The organism is Neolewinella marina, assembly GCF_002631205.1.
In the GTDB taxonomy this organism is placed as follows: Bacteria; Bacteroidota; Bacteroidia; order Chitinophagales; family Saprospiraceae; genus Neolewinella; species Neolewinella marina.
In genome coordinates, this window is record NZ_PDLO01000001.1 from 393,990 (window position 1) to 416,680 (window position 22,691).

General features: G+C 62.1%; 16 protein-coding genes. 4 read left to right on the forward strand and 12 right to left on the reverse strand.

Annotation, left to right across the window (positions count from 1 at the left end; translation table 11 throughout):
* Window positions 1-11: 11 nt before the first annotated feature.
* From CGL56_RS01555 to CGL56_RS18515, 7 genes are all read right to left on the reverse strand, one after another.
* A complete protein-coding gene (locus tag CGL56_RS01555) occupies window positions 12-1,388 on the reverse strand; it encodes a glycoside hydrolase family 88 protein (RefSeq protein ID WP_099104741.1) in 1,377 nt (458 codons plus the stop codon).
* Between the two features lie 198 nt (window positions 1,389-1,586).
* Complete coding sequence (gene dnaK, locus CGL56_RS01560) at window positions 1,587-3,506, reverse strand: molecular chaperone DnaK (RefSeq protein ID WP_099104742.1); 1,920 nt, start codon at window positions 3,504-3,506, stop codon at window positions 1,587-1,589.
* 248 nt (window positions 3,507-3,754) lie between these two features.
* A complete protein-coding gene (locus tag CGL56_RS01565) occupies window positions 3,755-5,572 on the reverse strand; it encodes an alpha-amylase family glycosyl hydrolase (RefSeq protein ID WP_099104743.1) in 1,818 nt (605 codons plus the stop codon).
* A gap of 127 nt (window positions 5,573-5,699) precedes the next feature.
* Window positions 5,700-8,771, reverse strand: coding sequence for a CHRD domain-containing protein (locus CGL56_RS01570; RefSeq protein WP_099104744.1), 3,072 nt, complete (start codon window positions 8,769-8,771; stop codon window positions 5,700-5,702).
* Window positions 8,772-8,857: 86 nt separating this feature from the next.
* Window positions 8,858-9,844: a DUF4249 family protein gene (locus tag CGL56_RS01575; protein ID WP_099104745.1), complete on the reverse strand. Its 987-nt coding sequence runs from the start codon at window positions 9,842-9,844 to the stop codon at window positions 8,858-8,860.
* A 15-nt stretch (window positions 9,845-9,859) separates the two neighbouring features.
* On the reverse strand, window positions 9,860-11,698 hold the full coding sequence (gene uvrC, locus CGL56_RS01580; RefSeq protein ID WP_099104746.1) for an excinuclease ABC subunit UvrC: 1,839 nt from the start codon (window positions 11,696-11,698) through the stop codon (window positions 9,860-9,862).
* A gap of 73 nt (window positions 11,699-11,771) precedes the next feature.
* Entirely contained in the window at window positions 11,772-11,900 is a 129-nt protein-coding gene (locus CGL56_RS18515; protein WP_262490621.1) for a hypothetical protein, read from the reverse strand.
* Between the two features lie 115 nt (window positions 11,901-12,015).
* Here CGL56_RS18515 and CGL56_RS01585 point away from each other — a divergent pair, with 115 nt between their 5' ends.
* The gene (locus tag CGL56_RS01585; protein WP_099104747.1) at window positions 12,016-12,432 is read left to right on the forward strand and encodes a VOC family protein; all 417 of its coding nucleotides are present in this window, start codon (window positions 12,016-12,018) and stop codon (window positions 12,430-12,432) included.
* Here the strand turns inward: CGL56_RS01585 and CGL56_RS01590 are convergent.
* A complete protein-coding gene (locus CGL56_RS01590; protein WP_099104748.1) occupies window positions 12,395-12,874 on the reverse strand; it encodes an ankyrin repeat domain-containing protein in 480 nt (159 codons plus the stop codon). The two genes, CGL56_RS01585 and CGL56_RS01590, sit on opposite strands and share 38 nt — an antisense overlap.
* Window positions 12,875-13,172: 298 nt before the next feature.
* Here CGL56_RS01590 and CGL56_RS01595 point away from each other — a divergent pair, with 298 nt between their 5' ends.
* On the forward strand, window positions 13,173-13,664 hold the full coding sequence (locus tag CGL56_RS01595; RefSeq protein WP_143470573.1) for a hypothetical protein: 492 nt from the start codon (window positions 13,173-13,175) through the stop codon (window positions 13,662-13,664).
* A gap of 105 nt (window positions 13,665-13,769) precedes the next feature.
* Window positions 13,770-14,231: a hypothetical protein gene (locus CGL56_RS01600; protein ID WP_099104750.1), complete on the forward strand. Its 462-nt coding sequence runs from the start codon at window positions 13,770-13,772 to the stop codon at window positions 14,229-14,231.
* Here the strand turns inward: CGL56_RS01600 and CGL56_RS01605 are convergent.
* From CGL56_RS01605 to CGL56_RS01620, 4 genes are read right to left on the reverse strand one after another with little or no spacing between them, the layout of a single operon-like run.
* Window positions 14,228-15,337: a class I SAM-dependent methyltransferase gene (locus CGL56_RS01605; protein ID WP_099104751.1), complete on the reverse strand. Its 1,110-nt coding sequence runs from the start codon at window positions 15,335-15,337 to the stop codon at window positions 14,228-14,230. The genes CGL56_RS01600 and CGL56_RS01605 overlap by 4 nt on opposite strands.
* The gene (locus tag CGL56_RS01610) at window positions 15,297-16,379 is read right to left on the reverse strand and encodes an ion channel (RefSeq protein WP_099104752.1); all 1,083 of its coding nucleotides are present in this window, start codon (window positions 16,377-16,379) and stop codon (window positions 15,297-15,299) included. Before CGL56_RS01610 ends, CGL56_RS01605 begins: the two co-directional genes overlap by 41 nt.
* A 41-nt stretch (window positions 16,380-16,420) precedes the next feature.
* Window positions 16,421-17,131 carry a LytR/AlgR family response regulator transcription factor gene (locus CGL56_RS01615; protein ID WP_099104753.1) on the reverse strand — a complete coding sequence of 237 codons (711 nt, stop codon included), beginning with the start codon at window positions 17,129-17,131 and terminating at the stop codon, window positions 16,421-16,423.
* 52 nt (window positions 17,132-17,183) lie between these two features.
* Window positions 17,184-18,998, reverse strand: coding sequence for a sensor histidine kinase (locus CGL56_RS01620; RefSeq protein WP_167641523.1), 1,815 nt, complete (start codon window positions 18,996-18,998; stop codon window positions 17,184-17,186).
* Window positions 18,999-19,590: 592 nt separating this feature from the next.
* On the opposite strand from CGL56_RS01620, the gene CGL56_RS01625 reads away from it, so the two are divergent.
* Window positions 19,591-22,530 (forward strand): aminotransferase class III-fold pyridoxal phosphate-dependent enzyme, encoded by a 2,940-nt coding sequence (locus CGL56_RS01625; protein WP_245183947.1) that lies wholly within the window; start codon window positions 19,591-19,593, stop codon window positions 22,528-22,530.
* Window positions 22,531-22,691: the final 161 nt, after the last annotated feature.

Genomic DNA, 22,691 nt, shown 5'->3' on the forward strand with positions numbered 1-22,691 from the left:
TCGGAAGCGGCTTAGCGAACGCAGTCGTAAAAGTGATAGTCGTTGCCGGCCAGCAGCTTGCCGGCGTAGAGTACCGCCTCGCGGATGTGGTAATCCCCCCACATGCTCGATTCCCCGTAAGGGATCTTGCTCCCTTCCGGGACGTAATCCCAACCGTTCGGACGGTGATAAATGGAGTGAAGCAGCAGGCCCTGGTGGCCGTCGTCGGTGCTCAGGTAGGGCTCGCCGAGCAAGGTGGAAAGCACGGTCAACCCTCCCTGGAAGTAGCGGCGGGAGGAGTCGGGGTCGCGGGATTCCAGGTAACGGCCCAGGCGCATCAACCCCTGGCAGCCGATGGCCGCGGCAGAACTGTCGACGGGTTCGAAATCGTTGTAGGGGTCCGCCGGTCGGGTGGTGTAGTCGCCCAGACGGTGCAATTGGGGAGCTCCGGTGTCCCAGTAAGGGATGCCGTCGCTGGCGGTATGCTCCAGATAGAAATCGCAGGTGGCGCGGGCGGCCTGGAGGAAGATGGCTTCAACTTCCGCAAAGCCACCGTGGGCTTCCAGTTGCTGGGCATCCACCTGCGCCAGGTATTCCAGTTGTTCGGCGAACCCGAGCATGGCCCAGGCCAGCCCGCGCGTCCAGGTGGTGAAGCCCGAGAAACCTTGCTGGGCGTTTGGACAGCGGTAGCGTCCGTCGTTGGTATTGAAGACGCTTTCGTGGGCGGTGCGGCCCCAGGTATCGTAGCTGTCGCGCCCCTCCCCGTAGTAGATGGCGTAGCGGGCCGTAGCCATACCGTGTTGAATGGCGCGGTCGAGCAGGCTTACGCTCACGTCGTTGTCCCCCAGCAGGGAATGTCCAAGTTCGTGGCTGACCACCAGGGCCCGCACAGTGCGGATGGTATCCACGAAGAGGGAATGGGGCCCGTTAAAGGAGTACAAATAGCCGCCCCCGTCGTGGATTGGCGTCCACCGGCGGGCCTGAACCGCCCCGCTGAGTTTAAGGGCGATCTCGTAAAAATCCCGTTCCCACTGGTTCTGGGGCAACCGCCCGTCCTTCAGCAACCGCAGCAGGTTACCATAGGTACTCACGTTGTTGAAGCCGTGGTCATGTACACCGAAGTGGCCCACGTGGCTCGCCATCCGGTCCACGGTGCCCCGCCGCCCGTATTCCAGGAAGTGTTCGTCGTTGGTGGCCTCGTACTGCAGGATGGCGGAACCGTATTGGAACCCCTGGGTCCACTCGGTCCAGCCCCGGGTCGTATACTTTCCGGCGGCGGTGAATACCGGGGTGCCCTGTGATTCGTCGTAGTGGTCCTGGATGGAGCGGATCTTGCGTCCGGAGTACTTCCAAAAGGTGTCCATCTGCTCCCGGAGGTCCGCGAGGCTCAGGTCTTGGTCAATGTGCATGCAATCGATTGGGTTATTGGGCTAAAATAGCAGCCACAATTCAAACCATTGGCCAGACACAGCAATAACCTGCAATAAATTTGGCGAATCGGGGAAGTAGCCCCACGGAAAACTGCGGCGTGGAGGCATTGACCACAAAAAGAAAAGCCCGCCGGTCAAATGACCGGCGGGCTTGGTATTCAAGCGAGGGGGAAGGGTTTACTTGCCCTCCACTTCTTCGAATTCTACGTCCTGTACGTCGTCGGCACCTCCGGTACCCGCGCTGCCGGCGCCTTCGGCGGAACCGTTGCCGGTGTCGGCGGTGGCTCCAGCCTCCTGCTGGGCCTGGTACATGTCCTGGCTGGCGGCGTTCCAGGCGGCCGTCAGGGCTTCGGTGGCGGCGTCGATCTTGGCGATATCCTCGGCCTTGTGGGCTTCCCGCAGGTCATTGAGGCTGCTTTCGATGGCCGTCTTCTTTTCGGCGGGAATCTTCTCACCGAATTCCTTCAGCTGCTTCTCGGTCTGGAAGACCAGCTGGTCGGCTCCGTTGAGTTTTTCTACCCGCTCGCGGGCGGCCTTGTCAGCCTCCTCGTTGGCGGCGGCTTCGGCCTTCATACGCTCGATGTCCTCCTTGTTCAGTCCGGTACCGGCTTCGATCTTGATCGACTGCTCCTTACCGGTGCCCTTGTCCTTGGCCGTTACGCTCAGGATACCGTTGGCGTCCATGTCGAAGGTCACTTCGATCTGGGGTACGCCGCGGGGGGCGGGGGGGATGTCACCGAGGACGAAGCGACCGATGGGACGGTTGTCCTTCGCCATCTGGCGGGCACCCTGGAGGACGTGGATCTCTACCGAGGGCTGGTTGTCGCTGGCGGTGGAGTATACCTTCGACTTCTTGACGGGGATCGTGCTGTTCGACTCGATCACGGTGTCAAATACGCCGCCCATGGTCTCGATACCGAGGCTGAGGGGGGTTACGTCGAGGAGGAGTACATCCTGCACGTCGCCGCTGAGTACGCCACCCTGGATGGCGGCACCTACGGCCACTACTTCGTCGGGGTTCACACTCTTGTTGGCCTTCTTGCCGAAGAACTTCTCGACGGCTTCCTGGATGGCGGGGATCCGGGTGGAACCACCGACCAGGATGACCTCGTCGATCTCACTTTTGCTGATGCCGGCGTCCTTCATGGCCTGCTCACAGGGCTTCAGGGTACGCTGAACCAACTCGTCGGCGAGTTGCTCGAACTTGGCGCGGCTGATCTTGACCACCAGGTGCTTGGGCACGCCGTCTACGGCGGTGATGTAGGGCAGGTTGACCTCCGTCTCCATGGAGCTGGAAAGCTCGATCTTTGCTTTCTCGGCGGCTTCCTTCAGGCGCTGCAGGGCCATGGGGTCCTTCTTCAGGTCGATGTTTTCCTGCTTCTTGAACTCGTCGGCGAGGAAGTCGATCAGTACGCGGTCGAAGTCGTCACCACCCAGGTGGGTGTCACCGTTGGTGGACTTCACTTCGAAGACGCCTTCACCCAGGTCGAGGATGGAGATATCGAAGGTACCGCCACCGAGGTCGTATACGGCGATGGTCATGTCCTTGCTCCGCTTGTCCAGGCCGTAGGCCAGGGCGGCGGCGGTGGGCTCGTTGATGATCCGGCGCACGGTCAGACCGGCGACTTCACCGGCCTCCTTGGTGGCCTGCCGCTGGGAGTCGTTGAAGTAGGCCGGTACCGTTACTACGGCTTCGGTCACTTCCTGTCCGAGGAAGTCTTCAGCGATCTTCTTCATTTTCTGGAGTACCATGGCGCTGATCTCCTGGGGCGTGTACTTACGTCCGTCGATCTCCACCTGGGCCAGGCCGTTGTCTCCCTTCACCACCTTGTAGGCGCTGCGGTCTACTTCATTCTTCACCTCGTCGAAGCGCTGACCCATGTAGCGCTTGATGGATGCGACCGTCCGCGTGGGGTTGGTAATGGCCTGACGCTTGGCGGGCTCACCGATCTTACGCTCACCGGCGTCCAGGAACGCCACGATGGAGGGGGTGGTGTTGCGCCCCTCATCGTTGTAGATCACGGTGGGCTCGTTGCCCTCCATTACTGCCACGCATGAGTTGGTCGTACCTAAGTCAATTCCAATAATCTTGCTCATACGATTGCTTTTGTAAATTTTCCGTCGACAAAACTGTCGCCCCTTACCATGCAACCACCGTGCCAGCCGTGCCGGAGGTTGTCATCTGCCTTTATTTCGGCCGCAATTGGAGCGCTGACCGCCGGTGCCGGGTACTTTGGCAGATGCCACCGGCGGCGAGTTGCCATTTTGTCAGCTTTCCGGCCAAACCCTGCCGCCGCCGGTCTACCCAAATGAAAAATGGCCCGGGAGATTCCCGGGCCACTCGTTTACTCCTGGGGGGCCAGGGCGAAGATGTGGGCGCCGTAGGGCCCGGTATTCACCAGCACCCGGTGGGGACGGCCGTCCTGTTCCACGGCTTCGGTTTCCACCAGCGGGTAGGTGGGTACGTCTACATTGTGCTCGCTGTAGCCTTTCCAGTCGCTGTTGAAGACCAGCTGCCACCGGGCCGAGAAGTCGAGCCCCAGGGCGTAGCCGTCAAAGCTGTCGTTGCTGAAGTTCAGGACCACGAGCACGCCGTCGCTGGCTGGATCGTCGTACCACCGCAGGTAGGCCAGGATCTTGTCGTTGTCGTTGGCGGCGATCACCTGGGTGTGCTGCCCCTGCAGGCCCCGGGTATTGCCCTCCAGGTTACGGCGCTTGCGGACCAGGTCCCGGAAGAGGTTTCTCACTCCGCTGAACCGCTCGAGGCGGGTCCAGTCCAGGGGGTCCTGGTCGCTGAACCATTTGTCCTCCAGCAGGGCCTGTCCCTGAAAGAGCATCGGAATGCCGGGCGACGTCATCGTCATGGCCGCGCCCAGGGCCGCACGCTTGAAGGAGTAGTAGTTGTCCACCGCGCCGGTTTCGGCGGCGATCTCCTCCACCACCCGGGCGCTGCCGTTGGCTACCTCATCGTGGCTTTCGGTATATACCGTGCGGTTGAAGGCGTCCAGGGAGTAGCGGCGCAGCAGGGCGTTCACCAGGGAGGGGATGCTGCGGTGGGAATCCTCCGGGGTAATGATGGCCTCGCGGACGGGATGGACAAAGTCTCCGTCCCACTGGGTGCCGAAGCCGCAGCCCCCCATTTCCGGGGGATCTGTAACGAAGGCGTTGCCGTGGAGGTCTTCGGCGACGGTAATCTTGTGGGGGTACTTTTCGGCGATGGAAGAGTTGATCCACCGCAGCAGGCTGTAGCCTTCCTCCAGTCGGTCGTCGTCGCTCTCCCCCCCGCTCACGTGGCGCATGTAGGGGATCATGTCCATCCGCAATCCGTCGCAGCGGAATTCTTCCAACCACATCATGGCGTTGTCGTGGATGTACTGCCGCACTTCCTCGCGGCCGTAGTCGGGGCGGGTGTCTCCCCAGGGGGTGCTGCTGCGCCAGTCGTTGTAGAAGTAAATTCCGCCCTTGTCGTTTTCGTACCAACCGTCGAATTGCCAGAGCGACAGGTCGCTCGGTCCGAAGTGGTTGTAGACTACGTCGAGCACCACGGCAATGCCTTCCCGGTGGGCGGCGCGCACCAGTCGCTTCAGACCATCCGGACCGCCGTAGGCTTCCTCCACCGCAAAGGGGTGGGCCGGGTTGTACCCCCAGCTGAAGTCACCCGCGAATTCGCAGACCGGCATCACGTGGATGCAATTCACGCCCAGGTCCACCAGGTAATCGAGTCGCTCGATGACCGAGTCGAAGGTGCCGGGTTCCCCCTTTTTCTTGACGTTGAAGGTACCTACGTGGAGTTCGTAGATCACCAGTTCGTTCCAGGCGGGCATCGTAAAATCATCGTCCTCCCAGTCGAAGTCGTCGGCGTACACGATGGCGTTACCGACCGAATTGGTCACCCGCCGCGCCCGGGGGTCGATCCGCTGCCGGCGCTCGCCGTCGGCCCCCACGATCACGAACTGGTATTCCGATCCGGCACCGGCCTTGGGCACGGTGGCGGACCAGTTCCCGGATCCGTCCTCGGCGGGGAAAAGGGGAAATCCTTCCTCATCCCATTTATTGAAATCACCGGTCACCGCGACCGATTTGGCGTTAGGGGCCCACACACTGAAGTGCACGGCCTGGTCGGTTAGGGTGGCGCCCAGGGGCGCCTGCATGGTAGTAATCATGCGTAGCATAACCCTCCCCGAAAACACGGTGTTCCGAAACGGGAAACAATATCTTCGGGGAGGTTACCTGGCGACCGAACGGACCTTTATGGGCGGACACGGCACCCCGCGGCCCCGCCCGCATTTCCTAGTGTACCAGCAGCCGTTCAACGAAGATCAGTGCACCGCTCCCGTGCCGTAACGTAAGGAAGTAGGTGCCCGCGGGAAGCGCTTCCGTGGGCAGCGACAGGCGCTGACTGCCCGCCGCCATTTCCAGCTTCCGTCGGCCGCTGACGTGTCCAAGGGTATTGTGAATGGTCAGTTCCGCCGCGAAGGCTTCCCGGGTAACCAACTCTACCGTGAGGGCCTGACCTGCGGTTACCGGATTGGGGAAGGTACGGGCGGCAAATCCGGCCGGCAGGTACTCCCTAATCCCCACCAGGTCTCCCCGGGTCAGGGTAACGGAAGCCCCCGGCCCCGCGCGGTGGTTGCTGCCGTCGCTGGCCAGCACCCGGTGATAGATGGTGACGGAATTGCCCACCGCTACTCCATTGGCGGCCAACAGGGTATCCACGGTGGCGAAATCGGTGGTGAAAAAAGTGTCGCGCCCGGTATTCTCCGCGAAAATGATGTTGTCAAAAGCCGGGTTGGTAGATACCTGCCAGATATACACTACGGTATCCCTGTCGGGATCGGTGGTGGTGGCGTAGGTAACGCGAAACTCCTGGTTGGCGGCACCGGAGAGCTCAACGTCGGCCCCGTCAGCGGGTTCCATGATGTTGGAAGCCGCAGGGGGACGGTTGAGTTCCGCCAGGATTTGGCCCCGGGCCTCTCCACTCGGCACCTCGGTGGTGTGGATGTTGGCGTACCACCGGCCGTGCCGCAGTTGTTCCACCTGCCCCTCCGTCAGCTGGAAGGTATTGTCGGCTACGGTGAAGGTTGCTCCCTTCAGGTCATCGGCCGCCGTAGCGTTGATGGGGATGACCACTCCCCCGTTCTGGCCGGCGCCCCCCAGGTGGAGGTGGGCCCCGCCCCCGATGGAGGCGTCGAAATCGCCGTCGAGGTTCGTTACGCTGCCGGAGAGCCGCAGGGTGCTGTCTACCAGTTCCAGCTTAAGCCCGCCCTGGGCCGTGGAGGCAACGTAGACCGCTTCATTGAGGCCTGAGAAAGTAGTGTGGAAGTAATTCTGGGCCAGGGGCAGAAGTTGCCCGCGGATGGCCCCGCCGGGGTGGTCCGCGGTATGCACGTTGGCGTACACCCGGCGGTCGCGGAGGGCCGCGTACTGAGCCGCCGTCAGCTGAATGCGGTTGCTGTCGGCCTCTATGGTACCCGCGCGGTCACCGTCGGCAATCTCCGTGTTGAGCCCGGAGACGATGCCACCGTTGCTGCCGGCCAGGGCCTGGTGGAGGTGCATGCCACCGCCGATGTTGGCGGCGTAATCGCTATCCAGATTCTGAAAGGAGCCCACGGCTACCACCGAGCTGTCCCTCACCTCCAGGGCCACCATGCCCGTTGCGGAAGTAGGCACGCCCTGGGGTTCACTGGCGCCGGAGAGCGGGGCGAGAAAGTAGGATTCCGCTTCGGCCAGCACACTGCCCCGGATTTCGCCGCCGGGGTAGTCCAGGGAATGGACATTGACGTAGAAGAAGCGATCGGTCAGGGAATCGGTCCGCCCGCCGGTCAGGGCAAAATGATTATCGCCCGGCAGGTAACGCCCACGGGTCATACCGTCGTCCTGGGTCGCGGTGAGGGGGTAAACGACTGGTCCGCTCTGTCCGGGGTAACCGGCGTGGAGGTGGGAACCGCCCGCGATGGCCGTGTTCAGGTCACTTCCCAGCCCCTGGAAACTGCCGGTGGCGATCATCCGGTGGCCCGACCACTCCACCTTTACCATGCCCCGACCGCTGGTAGTCACGGCGGGAATCTCCTGGTTGCCATTGAGAAAGGCGGTGAATACGGCCTGGCTTTCGGGCAGCAGCTGTCCACGGATCTCACCGGAAGGATTCAGTGTAGCATGGATGTTCACGTACATGCCGCGGTCGATCAACCGCTGACGCTCATCGTCGGTGAGGGTGAAGGCATTGACACCGGGGGCGAAGCTGCCCCCGCGGAGATCAGTAGTGGGCAATGGATCCAGGGGGAACAGCACCGCGCCATTCTCCCCCGCCCAGCCGGCGTGCACGTGGGCCCCGCCCGCGATGGCTACCGCCAGCGGGGATTCCAGGCCCGCGAAGGACCCGATCATCCGCAGGGTGTTTCCCGCCAGGTGGCCGAGCACCTGTCCGGAAGCATCGGTGGTAACCGGAGGCCATTCGTTCGCCCCCGCCAGGTGGGCCCTGAACAGGACGTCGGCCCGGGGGAGTACCTGTCCGCGGATTTCTCCTGAGCGGTAGGCCCCACTGTGGACGTTGGCGTAGAGGTCGCCCTCCCGCAGGGCGAACAGGTCATCAAGGGTGGGGCTGAACGTATTGTGGGCGCCGTGGAAGATGCCCCCGCGGCGGTCTGCATCCAGGGTAGCGGTCAGGGGGAAACTCACCGGCCCGTTGCGACCCGGCTTTCCGATGTGGAGGTGGGCTCCGCCCGCCAGGTCGGTGGCCAGGGTGTCGGTCAGGTTGTCGAAGGAGCCCGTCACGGTGAGGGTATTGTCACCTGCGTCATAGACCAGCAGCACCGCCCCCTGGGCGGCGGTGGTGACGGCGGGCACCTCGTTGCTGCCCAGCAGGTTGGCGTAGTACACATCGCTGCCGGCGGGTGCCACGATGCCCCGCAGTTCTCCCGAGGGGTAGTTGCGCGAGTGGATGTTGACGTACGCCCCGCCCAAGTCAACGCCGGCGAAGCGCTCGGCGGGCAGCACGATAGTGTTCTCGTCTTCACGGATCGCGCCGGAGAGAGAATCCGCTTCCAGGTCAACCACCAGGGGCAGCACTACCCCGCCGTTGCGTCCCGGATAGGCCAGGTGGAGGTGGGCACCTCCACCGATCTCGGTGGCCATGGGTGAGCTGAGGTTTTCGAAGGAGCCGCTGACGGTGATCCTTACCTCATCGCCTTCCAGTTCTTCAAAGGTGACGTCCACCGTACCGGTAGCGGCGGTTGCCACGGGTAGCACCTCCTGCTGTCCACTCAACCGTGCCGTGCCGGAAGGTGGGAGCTGGGCGAAGGCCGTGGCCGAAAAAAGGAAGAGAAGCCCCAGGAGGAGCGGGTATTGGGTAGGCGTGCGCATAGTGTGGAGGTTTGATGTACTCCAACTAAAGTTACGCCCTGGCAATCAGACTTTTCGGCCCTGATGTATGCGTCGATATTTTCGCCTCACCGAAAGTTCAGGGCACGGGTGTGCCGCCCCTCCCGCAGGCTGTCCAGGCTGGCGGCATCCAGCTGTATCCCGGGCCGTCGGTCGGTGGTCCGACTGCTCACCACTCCTTCTCCTTTGACGACGTTGGAGTAGCGCGGACGGGCCTGGGCGCCGGTCAGGCCGGCGTTGGCGTCGGAAAGGGTCAGCAAGGTCCCCAGTTCGGGGCCCACCGCCGTTACCCTCAGGTCAAATGCCGTGAGCTGCCGGCTGACTCCGGTGGTAGGCTCGAAGGAGGCCCCCAGGAAACGGTAGACCGCCTCGTTGTCCAGCTCCAGGCTGACCAGTTCGCCCGACCGGCCGGCACCGCCGGGGCGGTAGTCCGTGGTTGCGTCGTAAACTAGCTCAACGGTACGGTCGCGGGAGGGGTCGCCGACATAGTGCTCATCTACCGAAAACAGCAACTGAACGGCAAACACCGTCGCCTCCGGCGGGGCGTTCCAGGAAACGATGACCGGACGACGGTAGTCGTCGAGGCGGGCCGTAGTGCTCGGGCGGAGGATACGGAGCGGCTCCAGCAGCCGGGTGGTCGCCAGGGCATCGTCCGCATCAGGGCGGGCTACGCGGACCTCGACGGACTGGCCGGCCTGCAGGCGCAGTTCTTCGTCCGATACCCGGTACAGAATATTCGGAGTGGTGGCGAACGGCCCCGTGGCGCGGGGCAGGTCGAGTGCATTGCCGTTTACCCTGTCCATTTCCACCGTTACTCCGGTACCCAGGTTGGTCAGCGATACCGTGGCAGCGTCGGGGCCGTAGTAGAGTTGTCCGGGGTCGGCGGCCGCGACATCCGCGTCGGGTACCGCCCGCTCCACCCGCACGAAATGGACCTCCCCGGCGGCGTCCAGGAAGCCGTACACGACGGGCACGTCCGCCAGATCGGCCTGGAGGCTGAAATCGTTGCGGCAGGAGACCAACAACAAGGGAAGGAAGAGCAGTAGCAAGCGCATGCCTAAAGGTAGCCGTTAGCCGCGATCGCGGGGCACCTCTCCGCCGGCCACCTCCTGGCGGCGGAAATACTCCAACACCTTTTTGGCCGTACTCAGGTTGGTCACCTCGGCGATCTCACTGGCCAGGGCGTTCTTCACCTTCTTGGTGCTGCCGAAGTGGGCGATGAGCTTCTGAACGGTCTTCTCCCCCACCCCGGGAATGTTCAGCAGCTCGGTTTGTATCATCCCCTTGCTGCGCTTGTTGCGGTGGTGGCGCAGTGAGAAGCGGTGGGCCTCGTCACGCGCCTGCTGGATCAGCCGGAGGCTTTCGGATTTTTTATTGATGTGCAGGGGAACGGGGTCGTCCGGAAAGTAGATCTCCTCCAGCCGTTTGGCGATGCCCACCACGGTCATCTTGCCGCGCAGACCGAGCAGGTCGATGCTCTCCATGGCGTGGCTGAGCTGCCCCTTGCCCCCGTCGATGATGACCAGCTGGGGCAGGGGTTCCCCCTCATCCATCAGGCGGCGGTAGCGCCGGTGGACGACCTCCTTCATACTGGCGAAGTCGTCCGGGCCCACCACCGTCTTGATGTTGTAGTGGCGGTAGTCCTTCTTGCTGGGCTTGGCGTTTTTGAAGACCACGCAGGCGCTGGCCGGGTTGCTGCCCTGGATGTTGGAGTTGTCGAAGCATTCCAGGTGCATGGGCAGCTCGTCCATCTGGAGGTCGGACTGCAGCTGGCGCAGGATCCGTTCGGCGGGCGTCTGCCGGTTGGCGTGGCTGATGCGCTGCTTCTTGCGCTGCAGCAGCATGTACTTGGCGTTTTTCTCGCTCAGCTCCAGCAGCTTTTTCTTGTCGCCGATCTTCGGCACGGTCACCGAGGCGTCCACCCCCGCCAGTTCCATTTCCTCGGCCAGGATGATTTCCGGCGCGACGCTGTTGAAGCGGTCCCTCAGTTCCGGAATCGCGTAGCTGAGCAGGCTTTCCCGGTCGTCGTCCAGATTCATCTCGATCTCCTGGGTGTGGGTATGGATGACGGCCCCGTTGACGATCTTGATGTAGTTCAGGTAAGCCTCCTTCTCGTCGGTGGCCAGGCCGAAGACGTCGATGTCGCGCAGGCTTGTGCTTACGATGGTCGACTTGCTCTGGTACTTCTCGAAGGCCTTCAGCTTGTCGGCAATCTGCTGGGCGCGTTCGAACTCCAGGTTCTCGGCCAGTTCCTCCATTTCGGCCTGGAAGTGGCGCTTCACCTCGACGAAATTGCCCTTGAGGATATTCTTGACCTGTTCGATCTTTTCATTGTAGGACTCCTCCGATTCCTCGCCCACGCAGGGCCCTTCGCAGTTCTTGATGTGGTACTCTAGGCAGACCTTGAACTTGCCGGCGGCAATATTCTCGGGGCTCAGGTTCAGGTTGCAGGTCCGCAGGGGGAAGAGCGTCTTGACCAGATCGAGGATGATCTTCAGCCGCCCCTTGCTGGTGTAGGGCCCGAAGTAGTAGCTGCCGTCGCGCCATACCTGGCGGGTGATGAATACCCGCGGGAAGCGCTCGTTCTTGATGCAGATGTAGCTGTAGCTCTTGTCGTCCTTCAGGTTGACGTTGTAGCGCGGCTGGTGGGTCTTGATCAGGGCATTCTCGAGCAGCAGGGCGTCGGCCTCCGATTCCACGATGGTGAACTCCAGGCGGGCAGCGTTCTTCACCATTACCCGGGTGCGGTTGGGGCGGTCCTTGCGGTCGCCGAAGTAGCTGGCCACCCGGTTGCGCAGCACCTTCGCCTTGCCCACGTAGAGGATGGTATCGTCGGGACCGATGAAGCGGTATACCCCAGGTTGGCGGGGTACGGTATCGGAGATGCGTTTAAAATCTTCCGTCGTCATGGCTTGAATAACGGCGGGAGCCCGGATTCGTTGGATCGGCCAAACGATAATTTGGGCGGCGGCGCGCGGGTGCCTATTCCTCCCGCAAGAGCGTGTAGAAGTAGCGGATGATCAGCAGGACCACCACCACGATGGCCGCGAACACGGCCCAGGCCACGGGGGTGTAGCCGCCGAGAATCTGGGGAATGGCAAGAAAGGGCATGGAGGCGTACTTTGGAGGACTAACAACCCACCCCGGCGGAAAGGTTGCGGGCCGGGGCCAAGCCCCGATGACTTATCTTGTACAGGGCATCCCGTCCCGCCAAATCCAACTTACCATGGTATTCGAACACCTGGCCCTGAACGTTCCCGACCCCGTAGCCGTAGCCCGCTGGTACGTGTCCCACCTCGATGCCCGTGTGCTTTCGCAGGGCGATGGGCCGGTGCACACCACTTTTTTGGCGGACAGTACCGGGCGGGTATTCCTGGAGGTCTACTACAATCCCCTCGGCGAGATCGATGATTTCGCCGAGCGCCACCCCCTCACCTTCCACTTTGCCCTGCAGACTTCCGACGCGGCGGGGTTACGGGACAGCCTTACGCTGGCCGGTGCCGAGGTGGTGGAGGAGATCTGTCCGGAACCCGGCACCCACCTGGTGATGCTGCGCGATCCCTTCGGCATCCCCCTTCAGTTGTGCCAGCGCCGGCGGCCCTACCCTACCGGGGTTGCCGCAGCAGTGCCGCCAGTTCGGTAAGCCCCTGATTTTCGGCGTGGTCGGCAGCCGTTAATCCCCGGCCATCGCGAATGCCGGGATCGGCCCCGGCCTCGAGCAGCAGACGGGCCATGGCGGGCCGGTTGAAAGTGGCGGCGAAGATCAGCGCGGTAGCTCCACTGGGGTTGGTGGCCGAGGGGTTGGCCCCCTGTTCAATCAGGTAGCGGGCGATATCCTCGTTTCCTTTGAAACATACCCCCATCAGGGGCGTATTGCCGGCCCCGTCGCGTCCGTTAGGGTCGGCCCCCTCCTCGATCAGTGCCCGCGTCACCTCCATTTGCTGGAGGTAAGTGGCCAGTACCACCGGAGTGGAGCCGCGGGGGTCGCGTGCCTGTAGCAGCGAGGGGTCACGTTGAACCATTTGGCGAACCCGGTCGGCCTCCCCGGCCCGGATGTGATTGAAAAGTGTTTCTGAGGGAGTCATTAGTCAGGAGAACTGTGCAGTGGAGAAGACGGGCCCCTCCGGTATTTTGATGATACAGGGTGGAACGTATTTCCACCTTCCCGGTTGCCACCGCCCGGCATTTTGCTGCCATACGGCCTTCTCGATCAACTCAACAAGCTGGAATTCAGCCAACTACGCACTGCCCTGCCAGACCCACTCTGAATGACGGGAGCAGGCATTCCGGTCCCCCAAAATTTTTTCCACGCATTAGGAAAGTTCTTCTATCTTTAAGGCGCATTTGGTTTTTAGCGTTTCTCTCATGAATACACCTACAATTGTGGCAACCACGTTGCCACCCGTTCCCGTTACCGGGAACCGCTTCGTTTATTACGGAGTCTCTCTTCTCAAGGCCTACGGAAACAGCGAGCGGCACATCGTGCGCCGCCTGGCGGAGGATTACCTCCGGGTTGCCGAGCGCCACGCCGACAGCCGCCACTACGGCAACGCCATCCACCAGGCGAATACCGTCCTGGGGCTGCTGGAGCTGGAGCGCGGCCGGATCAACAAGGCCGAGGAATACCTGGTCCGGGCCGCCGACACGCCGGGGTCGCCACAGTTGTCGGGCTTCGGCCCCAATATGCTGCTGGCATCCAAACTGCTGGAAGCCGGCCGCTCACGAACCGTTCTCGAATACCTGAACCGCTGCGGCAAGCTCTGGAAGCTGAGCTTCGGCAAGCTTTGGCAGTGGAAAATGGCCATCCGTCTCGGGCGCCGGCCGGATTTCGGGGCCAATCTTACCCACCTGCTGGACTACAAGTCCTTCGGCTGACCGCCACCCGCTAAAGGGCAGGCCCAAACTATTGTATGGGCAGCCACTAACCGACCAGGGTAATCTACTGTTATTCAGACAGATTAGTCACCTAAACACCCCCCCATGGAAACCGACTTCGTCCAGCTAGGACGGGGGCTGCTCGTCGCATATGCCCGTCACGATTACCCCGCGGTGGGTGGCCTCGCCCGCCAGTACCTTTCCGCCGCGGAACACCACCGCCACAGCGCCTACTACGGCACCGCGGTGCACCAGGCCAATACCTTGCTCGGCCTGATGGAACTTCGGGAAGGGCGGCCTGACCGCGCCGCCGATTACCTGCTCGCTTCGGCCCGTACACCGGGTTCTCCCCAGCTGACCTTCCTGGGGCCAAGCATGCTGCTGGCCGAAAGCCTGTTGGCCGCCGGGCAATCCTCGGCGGTGATCCACTACCTGCAGGAATGCCGTAAGCTCTGGAAGCTCAGCTTCGGCACCCTCGGCAAATGGCGGCGGCAGATCGCCCGCGGCCGCGTACCCGATTTCGGGGCCAACCTCTCCTACCTCATCGACTACAAGACCTTTGGCTAGACGAGACAGCGGTAGATGACGAACTTGTCGTTCACCGCGAGTTCCCGCACCTCCCGGTAAATCCCGCCCAGGTGGACCGCGTAGTTCAGGTGGCGATTGGCCACCACGACCAGGTGCCCCCCCGGCCGCAGCACCCTATGGGCCTGACGAAACAGTCCGAGGCTCACCTCGATGTTGTTTTCGTGGCCGAAATGGAACGGCGGGTTGGTCACCACCTGATCCTGAGAGTCATCCCCCAGCGCATCCAGCGTATGATTGTAGCGGACCGTGGACCGCTCGGCGGGCAGGTTCAGCCGGGCACTTTCCACGGCAAGCAGGGAGTCGTCGGTGGCGGTCAGGACGGCCTGGGGGTAGCGCCGCAACAATTCTCCGCCAATGATGCCGTTGCCGCAGGCGAGATCGAGGATCGTGGCGGGATTGAGCTCCCGCAGTTCCGGGTGAACGGCCCACTGCTCCAGTAACCACTGGGTGGCGTAGTCGATGTGGTCGGCGGAGAACACCCCGTAGTACTGTTGGTACTCCCGGCCGGCGTAGCCGATAAACTTACGCAGCGCCCGCGCGCCGCCGCCCTCAGGAGGATGGAAGTCGGAGAGCAGCAGGAGCCTGGCCTTCTTGCGGGCGGTGGACTGCTTTACCTGCCCGGCGTACCGCCCCGCGATATCGAGCATGCGGGGCGTAAAATGGCGCGTCATAAACCCGGCCGCGGCCTCCGTTTCCGGCGTAGCGGCAGCGGCCAGGGCGGCGAGGTAGATTTCCCAGAGTTCCAGGGACTTCGGCACCCTCAGCACGGCCCGGCGGACCGGGTCCAACGCATCAAATACCGTGTAGATCGGCGGCGACGGCCGGGTACCGCTGTTGCGACGGAGGGCTTCCTCCTGACTGTGGAAGGTGGCCAGGAAACGCACCGGTTGGGGTAAACTCAGCGCCACCGCGCCAAAACGGTCGTGAACCACCAGTGGATTGTCATTAGGGCCTATCCGCTCGGCGGCCCAGGCCAGCAGCCATTCATCGGCTGCACTCATGACCTGCAGCGACCGGTTGGTGGTGGGTGGGTAGCGGCGGAATTTACTGGCGCCGGCTGTCGTGGGGGTTGTTTCTCGTGGCATCGTAGGTATTCTTGATCTCGCGCCACATCCGGGTAAGCGTGATGCGAATCACGGCCTGCTCCAGTGGCTCCCGCAGTTGACTTCCTTCCCGCACGGCGAAGGCATAGGCTTCGGGTTCGGAGTCCGTGGCCTCGACGTTTGCCGAAAGGCCCCGGCTTTCATCCACGAGGTAACGCAGGGTAGTCAGGTCAGCCACGAAAGCATCTAACTCCTTGTGCTGCAGGGCCTGCAGGCCCTTGCGGGGCGTGTCAAACGTCCGTGGGGATTGCCCGGCCGCCCGAAGGTAGTGGTCGGCGGGTGATTCCGCTACGACTCCGGTTTGCTTTGCCTCCAGGGCCTCCGGAAATTGCCCGAAGCGGGGCGACTGGGCCGCGGTGATGACGGCAGCCGTCAGGCTGGAAGTAACGGCCAGGGCTACCAGCATCCACAGCATGGCCACCGCCCGCCCCGGCAAACTGCGCGGCGCCTTGTCGCCGTACCCAATGGTGGTCATGGTCACCCCCGCCCACCAGAATCCTGACCCGATGCCCTGCCAGGTGCTTCTTTCGCCGCCAAACTGATCGTCGTTGCTGTTCCGCTCGAGGAAGTACACGATCACCCCCACGATGAACAACAAGGCACTAAGTCCCAGGACGATGTACAGGAACTGAAGGGTAAAGAGCCCCCGGATTGTCTCCCACAGGCTGTTGGTCTTTGGCAAGGCCACGCCCAGCGAGGTGTGGTGAAAGGCCTGTAGAAAATCGACCCGGGCTTCCTTGTCGGGACTCATGGAGGCCAGCAGGACCACGTCCAGCTCCCCGCGTTCCAGGCGGTCCAGCAGGCTGTCCTGGTGGGCAACGGGGACGAGTTCGTAGGGCGTCGTGGTTTCCTCGGCTACCTGCCGCCAGAGCCTGAGCGCCATCCCGGACCACTGCTGCCCGTCGTCCGACATGCAGTACGGGGGGGCATGGCTCACCCCCACCCGCAGGGTTTCCTGGGCGGGTAGGTTCAGGGAAAACGAAAAATACAGCAGCAGAACAAGGAGTACACGGGGGAAAGCCATATTCTAGCTTACGCTTCCCGGGGGGCCGATGTTTACCCGCCTCAGAGACGCGACAGCACCTTACTGCGACGGGTACGGCTTACTGGAATAGCCTTGTTGTTGACGTAGATGGATTCCTTGTCGTAGCGGGTCACGTGGGCCAAATTGACAACGTAGCTGCGGTGGGTCTGCAGAAACTGCTCCTCCCCCAGCTCCTCGATCAGGTCGCTCAGGGTGCTCCGGAGCATGATCACCGGCTGGTCTACCAGGTTGACGCGGACGTACACGTGGCTGGCCTGGAGGTAGGTGATGGATTCGACGGGGAGGCGGTAGGTGTGGCGGCCGTCACGGAGCACCACGGTATCCGGCTTGTCGGCATCCGCCCGGTGATTGTGCATGGCTACTTCAACGGTAGCCAGCAAACTGCCGACCTGGATCGGCTTGCTGAGGTACCCCTTGGGGAAGGTTTCCCGTACCTGGGCGATGTGGTGGGCGTCGGTTTGGGAAGTGAGAAAGATGAAGGGGATGGGCCGGGGCTGACCGCGCAGGAAATGAGCGAAATCCACGCCGGACTTTGGCCCGTCGATGCGGATGTCCAGCAGGGCCAGATCCGGATGGGTTTCTTCGTAGAGCCTTACGGCGTCTTCGTAGGAGATGGCCGTACCGACCACGTGGTGGCCATTGCGCGTCAGGTGGCGGGCCAGGGTATCGGCGATGATGACTTCATCCTCTAAAATGAGGATGTTGTAGCCGGATTGGGGGGGAGTAGTCATGGGGGTTCAAATCAGCGCCAGACCGTAATAGCGGCCGGCGAAAGCCAAAGGATTACGTGGAAACGGGTTCGCGGGCCAGGGTGGTCGCCGTGGCAACTGCCTCATCCACTGTCCCACTGTCGTGGCCCGGGCTGTTCTTACCGTTGAAATATACCAGGGTGCAGGCCCCGTCGCGGTTGTAGGTTTCGACCCGTCCGCGCAGCTGCCGCGCCATGCCGTTGACCAGGTAGCTGCCCAGGCCGCCTTCCCGTTCCATCAGTTGGCCGGCGGGGAAGCCGGGGCCGTTGTCGCAGTAGGTCAGGAGATAGTGGTCGCCTTCGCGGCCGAGGTGGATATTGATGTGCAGTGCTTCGTGCTGGTCTGCCCCGTATTTAAAACTGTTGGTGAGCAGTTCGTTGAGAATGGTACCCAGGGGGATGGCCGTATCAAGGTTGAATTCCCAATCGGGAATCTGCAGGGTAAACCGGAAAGCCGATTCAATGCGGGCAATGGTGCTAAAATGGTCGGTAATCTTTTCGACGTATCGATGGAAATTGATGGTTTCCAGCTTGCCTTCACGGTAAAGGATCTCGTGAATGGCGGCCATGCTGTACACCCGCCCCTCCATGGATTGCAGGCTGCTGCGGACGGCCGGATCGGCAATATCCTCGATCTGCAGCTCCAGCAGGCTGATGATGAGTTGGAGGTTGTTCTTGACCCGGTGGTGAATTTCCCCCCTCAACAATTGCTGCTCGCGCAGGGCCCCGGCCAATTCATCGTTCTGGCTGTGGATGACCCTGCTTTGGCGGGCCAGGGCGGCGTTGGCGCGGCGCAGGCGAACGTAGTTGATGGCCACTACCCCCAGGCTCACTACCGTTAGCAGCATCAGCCACATCAGCCACTGCTCCCGTTTTTTCTTGAATTCCAGCAATTGGGCCTGCTGCTGCAGCTGTTGCTCCCTCTTGGCATTGCTGAAGCGAGCTTCCACTTCCGCCACCCGTTCGGCGCTCAGCCGTTCGATAAGTCCAACCTCGGCAATGCGGCTCTGGTCCAGGTAATGCAAGGCCGAATCGAGGGCGCCGGAAGCCTTGAGGATGCCACTGCGTTGCCGCAGGAGGGAGGCATGGTAATCTTCCGCTTTACTGCCCCGCTGCTGCGCCAGTACGCTGTAGTAGAAGGCGGAATCGTTGCTCATCAGCGCAGAGGCGAAGTCGCCCCGCTCCAGGTGGAGGTTGCTCAGGTTGAGCATCACGATCATGTGGTTGATGTCGCTGTCGAGCTGTCGGTAAATGCGCGAACTGTGGCGCAGGTGGTATTCGCTGGCGGAGGGATTGGTGTCCCGGTAAATCAGGCTCAGCAACAGGTGGGCCGTAGCCATGTGCAAGGGCTGATCCTGGTCCAGGGCGTGGTTCAGCGCCAGGCGGCTGTACCGCTCGGCCGATTGCCGGCTCCCAAACAAGCGGTGGTAGGAGGAGAGCCGGATGAAGAGGTAGGCCATCACCGGCCGCAGCTGGTTGTCCCGCACGAGCCGTTCGGCCCGCAGCAGGTAATTACGGCATTTGACCGGGTGGGACTGCTGTTCGTGAATGAGGGCCATCTCGAGGTAGGCCTGGGCTTCCACTTCCGGGAGGCCGGCGTTCCGGCTGTCGTCGGCCAGGGCGAGGAGTTCGGCGGCGGCTTCGGTGTAGTAACGGTCACGCTCCAGCGACCGAGCCAGTTGCAGCCGGACGTGTAGGGCAAAGGGAGAATGTGCATCACTGCGTTCCTCCAGGCAATTCTTCAAGTTGGTGAGGATAACCGCGGCGCTGTCGGTCAAAGAGGCCTCAATCAGAGACATGGCCCGGTCGTACTGCTCGTACATCCGGGGCGTCCCCCCTGGTAGCGGCACAGGAGGGGCATTTTTGCTCATCAACGGCAGGGTCAACAAGCAGCAAAAGAGCATCAAGGTCTTACCGTAGGGCACAACAAGCATTAACAATTGAAGAGCATCCCCACCCAAATAGGCGGCAACCACCAGCTAAAAGTAGCGAAAATCGAGGTCTTTCGGACAAATTTTCTGCCACCCGGGTAAACATTACATAATCTATAACGATCAAATTTCTCCGGTGGTGTAAAAAAGAGTCACCCGATTCCGGGGGATGGAATCGGGTGACGAACTCATTCAGCCGGCTTAACGGCCTTCTGAGTCAATGAATTGATGTACAAAGTGTCTCCAAGTAGCTATATGCTAGAATTCGCCTAATTAGAAGGATGTTGTCATAGTGTCTCTCTGTGTAATACTGGAATCTTTAATTCTCTAGCTCTATACCAAAAGTAAGTGCTCTACCCCGCTGTTTCCCAACATCCAACGGGCTATGTGCTGAACGGTTAAGGCTATGTTACGAATGGTATCCTTATCAGGCAATAAGTCGGAATTAAGGTCCATTTTTCGGGCTTAATCCCCCTTACAGGTTCCCGGCGCACCCCGTAGATTCGCCGGCATGATGGACCCTGACTACCTCCACCCCTGGCTAGAGGCCCTGGAAATACCACCCCCCAGCGGGCCGGAAAGTGCCGACTCCGGCACCGAGGTTCTCCCCCTGCCCGGCGAGGTGGACCAAAATTTTCGGCTGCGGCTTCCCGACGGCACCGCCTATCTGCTGAAAATCAGTACCAGCGATAGTTTCGACCAGTCACCTATCCTGGATCACCTGGCGGGAAAGGAGCTGCCCTTCGCTACGCCGCGGATCGTTCGCACCGCAAAATCATCGGACGGAACAACCCGCGTTCGCCTCCACAGCTGGGTCGCCGGGCGCCCCGTAGCTACCGTGGTTCCCCGCACCCGGGAATTGCGCAGGTCCTGGGGGGAGGTTTGCGGCCACCTGTCGCACGCCCTGCAGGATCTGGACTATCCGGCGGCAGAACGGCACTACAAGTGGGATCCGGCCCGCGCCCTCGAAACCCGCCGCTTGCTCCCCCTGCTGAAGGCGGAAGAGCAGGCCCTGGCGGAACACTTCTACGCCTTGCTGGAAGACCTGCCACTCTCCGGACTGCGGCGCAGCGTCTGCTATAATGACGCCCACGAACACAACCTGATTACCGATGCCGGCGGTCGTCACGTCTGTGGGGTGATCGACTTCGGGGACACCGTGCACACCGTCACCATCAGTGAATTAGCCGTGGCCTGCGCCTACGCCGGCATGGACGCTCCCGACCCCCTGGGGGCCATGCGGGAGGTCGTGGAGGGCTACCATGCGATATTCCCCGTAGAAGAAAATGAACTGGAGGTACTCTTCCCGCTGATCTGTGCCCGCCTGTTGCTCACGGTTACGGCCGCCGCTGAAAACCGGAAGCTGAATCCCGACAACCCCTACCTCTCTATTTCCGAGACCGCGGCCTGGACCCTTCTGCGGCAGCTCCGGGAAGTGCACCCCCGGCTGGCCCGGGCCACCTTCCGCGTGGCGTGCGGTCGGTCCGCCCACCCTACCTTGGCGGCCTATCACCGGTGGGCGGCCACCGCCCCATCCCACCCGGTAATTGACCTTGGCGGCCGCCGGCTGACGGCCGTAGACCTCGGGGTGGGCAGTACCCTGCTGGGGCTGAACCGTAACTTCGAACACCTGCCCCGCTTCGTAACCCATATGCGGCGACTGCTGGAAGACCAGGAGGCAGAGGTGGGGATCGGTGGCTACGGAGAAGCCCGCCCGGTCTACACCACGGATGCCTTCCAGGGCGAGGGCAACAGTGGCCCCCGCTGGAGGACCGTCCACCTGGGCCTGGATTGCTGGACCAGCACTCCGGGCACCACCGTGTACGCTCCTCTGATAGGAACGGTACGTCACTGCGGCAACGACCCTACTCCAGGTGGCTACGGGGGTACCTTGATCCTGGTCCACGAACCCGCTCCCGGCCTCCGGTTTTACACCCTTTTCGGTCACCTTTCCCCGGCCTCTCTGGCGGATTTTCCGGCGGGGACGCGGGTGCAGGGCGGACAACCGATCGCCCGGCTGGGCGGCCCGGAGGAAAACGGTGGCTGGCCGCCCCACCTGCACTTCCAGGTAATGCTGGATTTGCTGGACCGCAGCGCCGAATTTCCGGGCGTAGCTTATCCCGACACCGCTGACGTTTGGTTGGGGCTCTGCCCGGACCCCCGAACCCTGATTCCCCTTTCCGTTCCCGAGGAAGGCCAGAAGCTTCCTGCGGAGGAATCCCTTTTGTCCCACCGCAAGCAGCGGCTGGGCTACACCCTGAGCGTGTCCTACCACCGCCCCCTAACCATTTTGCGGGGGTCGGGCAGCTACCTGTACGACGCGTCGGGGCGCCGGTTCCTGGACACGGTCAACAACGTGGCCCACGTTGGTCATGAGCACCCGCGGGTGGTGGAGGCCATCCAGCGGCAGGCCGCGGTGCTCAACACCAACAGCCGCTACCTCCACCCCGCCGTCCTGCAACTGGCGGACGAACTTACCGCCCTGCTTCCGGATCCCCTTTCCGTAGTCCACTTCGTGAACTCCGGCAGTGAGGCCAACGAACTGGCCCTGCGCATGGCCGAATCCGTAACGGGCAACCGGCGGGTGCTGGCCATGGAGATGGGCTACCACGGCAATACGACACGGACCATCGACGTGAGCAGCTACAAGTTTGCCCGCCGTGGCGGTAGCGGACAGCCGCCCGAGACCCAGCTGCTGCCCATGCCCGACCTGCTGCGCGGCAAACACCTGACGCCACGTTGGGACGCTACCGGAGGGCCCCTCACTTTTCTGGCGGAGTCCATCCTCAGCTGCGGCGGTCAACTGATGCTTCCCCCCGTGTACCTCCGACAGGTCTACGACGGCGTGAGGGCCGGTGGCGGGGTAACCATTGCCGATGAAGTACAAACCGGACTGGGCCGCGTAGGCAGCCACTGGTGGGCCTTCGAGCTGCAGGGGGTAATCCCGGACATCGTGACCATTGGCAAACCCTTCGGCAACGGCCACCCCCTGGCCGCCGTGGTGTGTACCCCCCGCGTGGCCGCGGCCTTCGCCAATGGAATGGAGTACTTCAACACCTTCGGAGGCAATCCGGTAAGCTGCGCCGTGGGGCTCGCCGTGCTCGCTACCCTGCGGGAAGAGGGCCTGAAAGAGCAGGCTCAGGATGTGGGGCAATACCTGGTCTCCCTGCTCGAACAATTGCGGACGGATCATCCGCTGATCGCGGAAGTAAGGGGCAGTGGGCTGTTCCTGGGCTTTGAACTGGCGTCCGCCGACCTCGCACCGGCACCCGCGCCCGCCGCCTACCTGAAAAACCGGATGCGGGAACTGGGCTTCCTGATGAGCACCGACGGCCCCCACGAAAATGTGCTGAAAATCAAGCCCCCTCTTTCCTTCACCCGCGGCCAGGCCGATAGCTTGTTGAAGTACATCCGACAGGTATTTCAGGAAGACGGCATGCGTAATGAATAAGGCAAACTGTTCATACCTCTAGAAAAGGTGTAATTTCGACGGCTTCGGTAGTAACATCTGGCCCAATCCGTAATTAATACTCACGTCTGCCGAGTGACGACAAAGCTGTTTCATCGTCACAGCACCAACTTTTATTGACCAATCGGCCGGATTTTTGTGTT

What these genes read in the sequence shown, in the direction of transcription:
- CGL56_RS01555 (WP_099104741.1), bottom strand. Translation starts at nt 1,388, where the DNA reads ATGCACATTGACCAAGACCTGAGCCTCGCGGACCTCCGGGAGCAGATG.
- dnaK (WP_099104742.1), bottom strand. Translation starts at nt 3,506, where the DNA reads ATGAGCAAGATTATTGGAATTGACTTAGGTACGACCAACTCATGCGTG.
- CGL56_RS01565 (WP_099104743.1), bottom strand. Translation starts at nt 5,572, where the DNA reads ATGATTACTACCATGCAGGCGCCCCTGGGCGCCACCCTAACCGACCAG.
- CGL56_RS01570 (WP_099104744.1), bottom strand. Translation starts at nt 8,771, where the DNA reads ATGCGCACGCCTACCCAATACCCGCTCCTCCTGGGGCTTCTCTTCCTT.
- CGL56_RS01575 (WP_099104745.1), bottom strand. Translation starts at nt 9,844, where the DNA reads ATGCGCTTGCTACTGCTCTTCCTTCCCTTGTTGTTGGTCTCCTGCCGC.
- uvrC (WP_099104746.1), bottom strand. Translation starts at nt 11,698, where the DNA reads ATGACGACGGAAGATTTTAAACGCATCTCCGATACCGTACCCCGCCAA.
- CGL56_RS18515 (WP_262490621.1), bottom strand. Translation starts at nt 11,900, where the DNA reads ATGCCCTTTCTTGCCATTCCCCAGATTCTCGGCGGCTACACCCCCGTG.
- CGL56_RS01585 (WP_099104747.1), top strand. Translation starts at nt 12,016, where the DNA reads ATGGTATTCGAACACCTGGCCCTGAACGTTCCCGACCCCGTAGCCGTA.
- CGL56_RS01590 (WP_099104748.1), bottom strand. Translation starts at nt 12,874, where the DNA reads ATGACTCCCTCAGAAACACTTTTCAATCACATCCGGGCCGGGGAGGCC.
- CGL56_RS01600 (WP_099104750.1), top strand. Translation starts at nt 13,770, where the DNA reads ATGGAAACCGACTTCGTCCAGCTAGGACGGGGGCTGCTCGTCGCATAT.
- CGL56_RS01605 (WP_099104751.1), bottom strand. Translation starts at nt 15,337, where the DNA reads ATGCCACGAGAAACAACCCCCACGACAGCCGGCGCCAGTAAATTCCGC.
- CGL56_RS01610 (WP_099104752.1), bottom strand. Translation starts at nt 16,379, where the DNA reads ATGGCTTTCCCCCGTGTACTCCTTGTTCTGCTGCTGTATTTTTCGTTT.
- CGL56_RS01615 (WP_099104753.1), bottom strand. Translation starts at nt 17,131, where the DNA reads ATGACTACTCCCCCCCAATCCGGCTACAACATCCTCATTTTAGAGGAT.
- CGL56_RS01625 (WP_245183947.1), top strand. Translation starts at nt 19,591, where the DNA reads ATGATGGACCCTGACTACCTCCACCCCTGGCTAGAGGCCCTGGAAATA.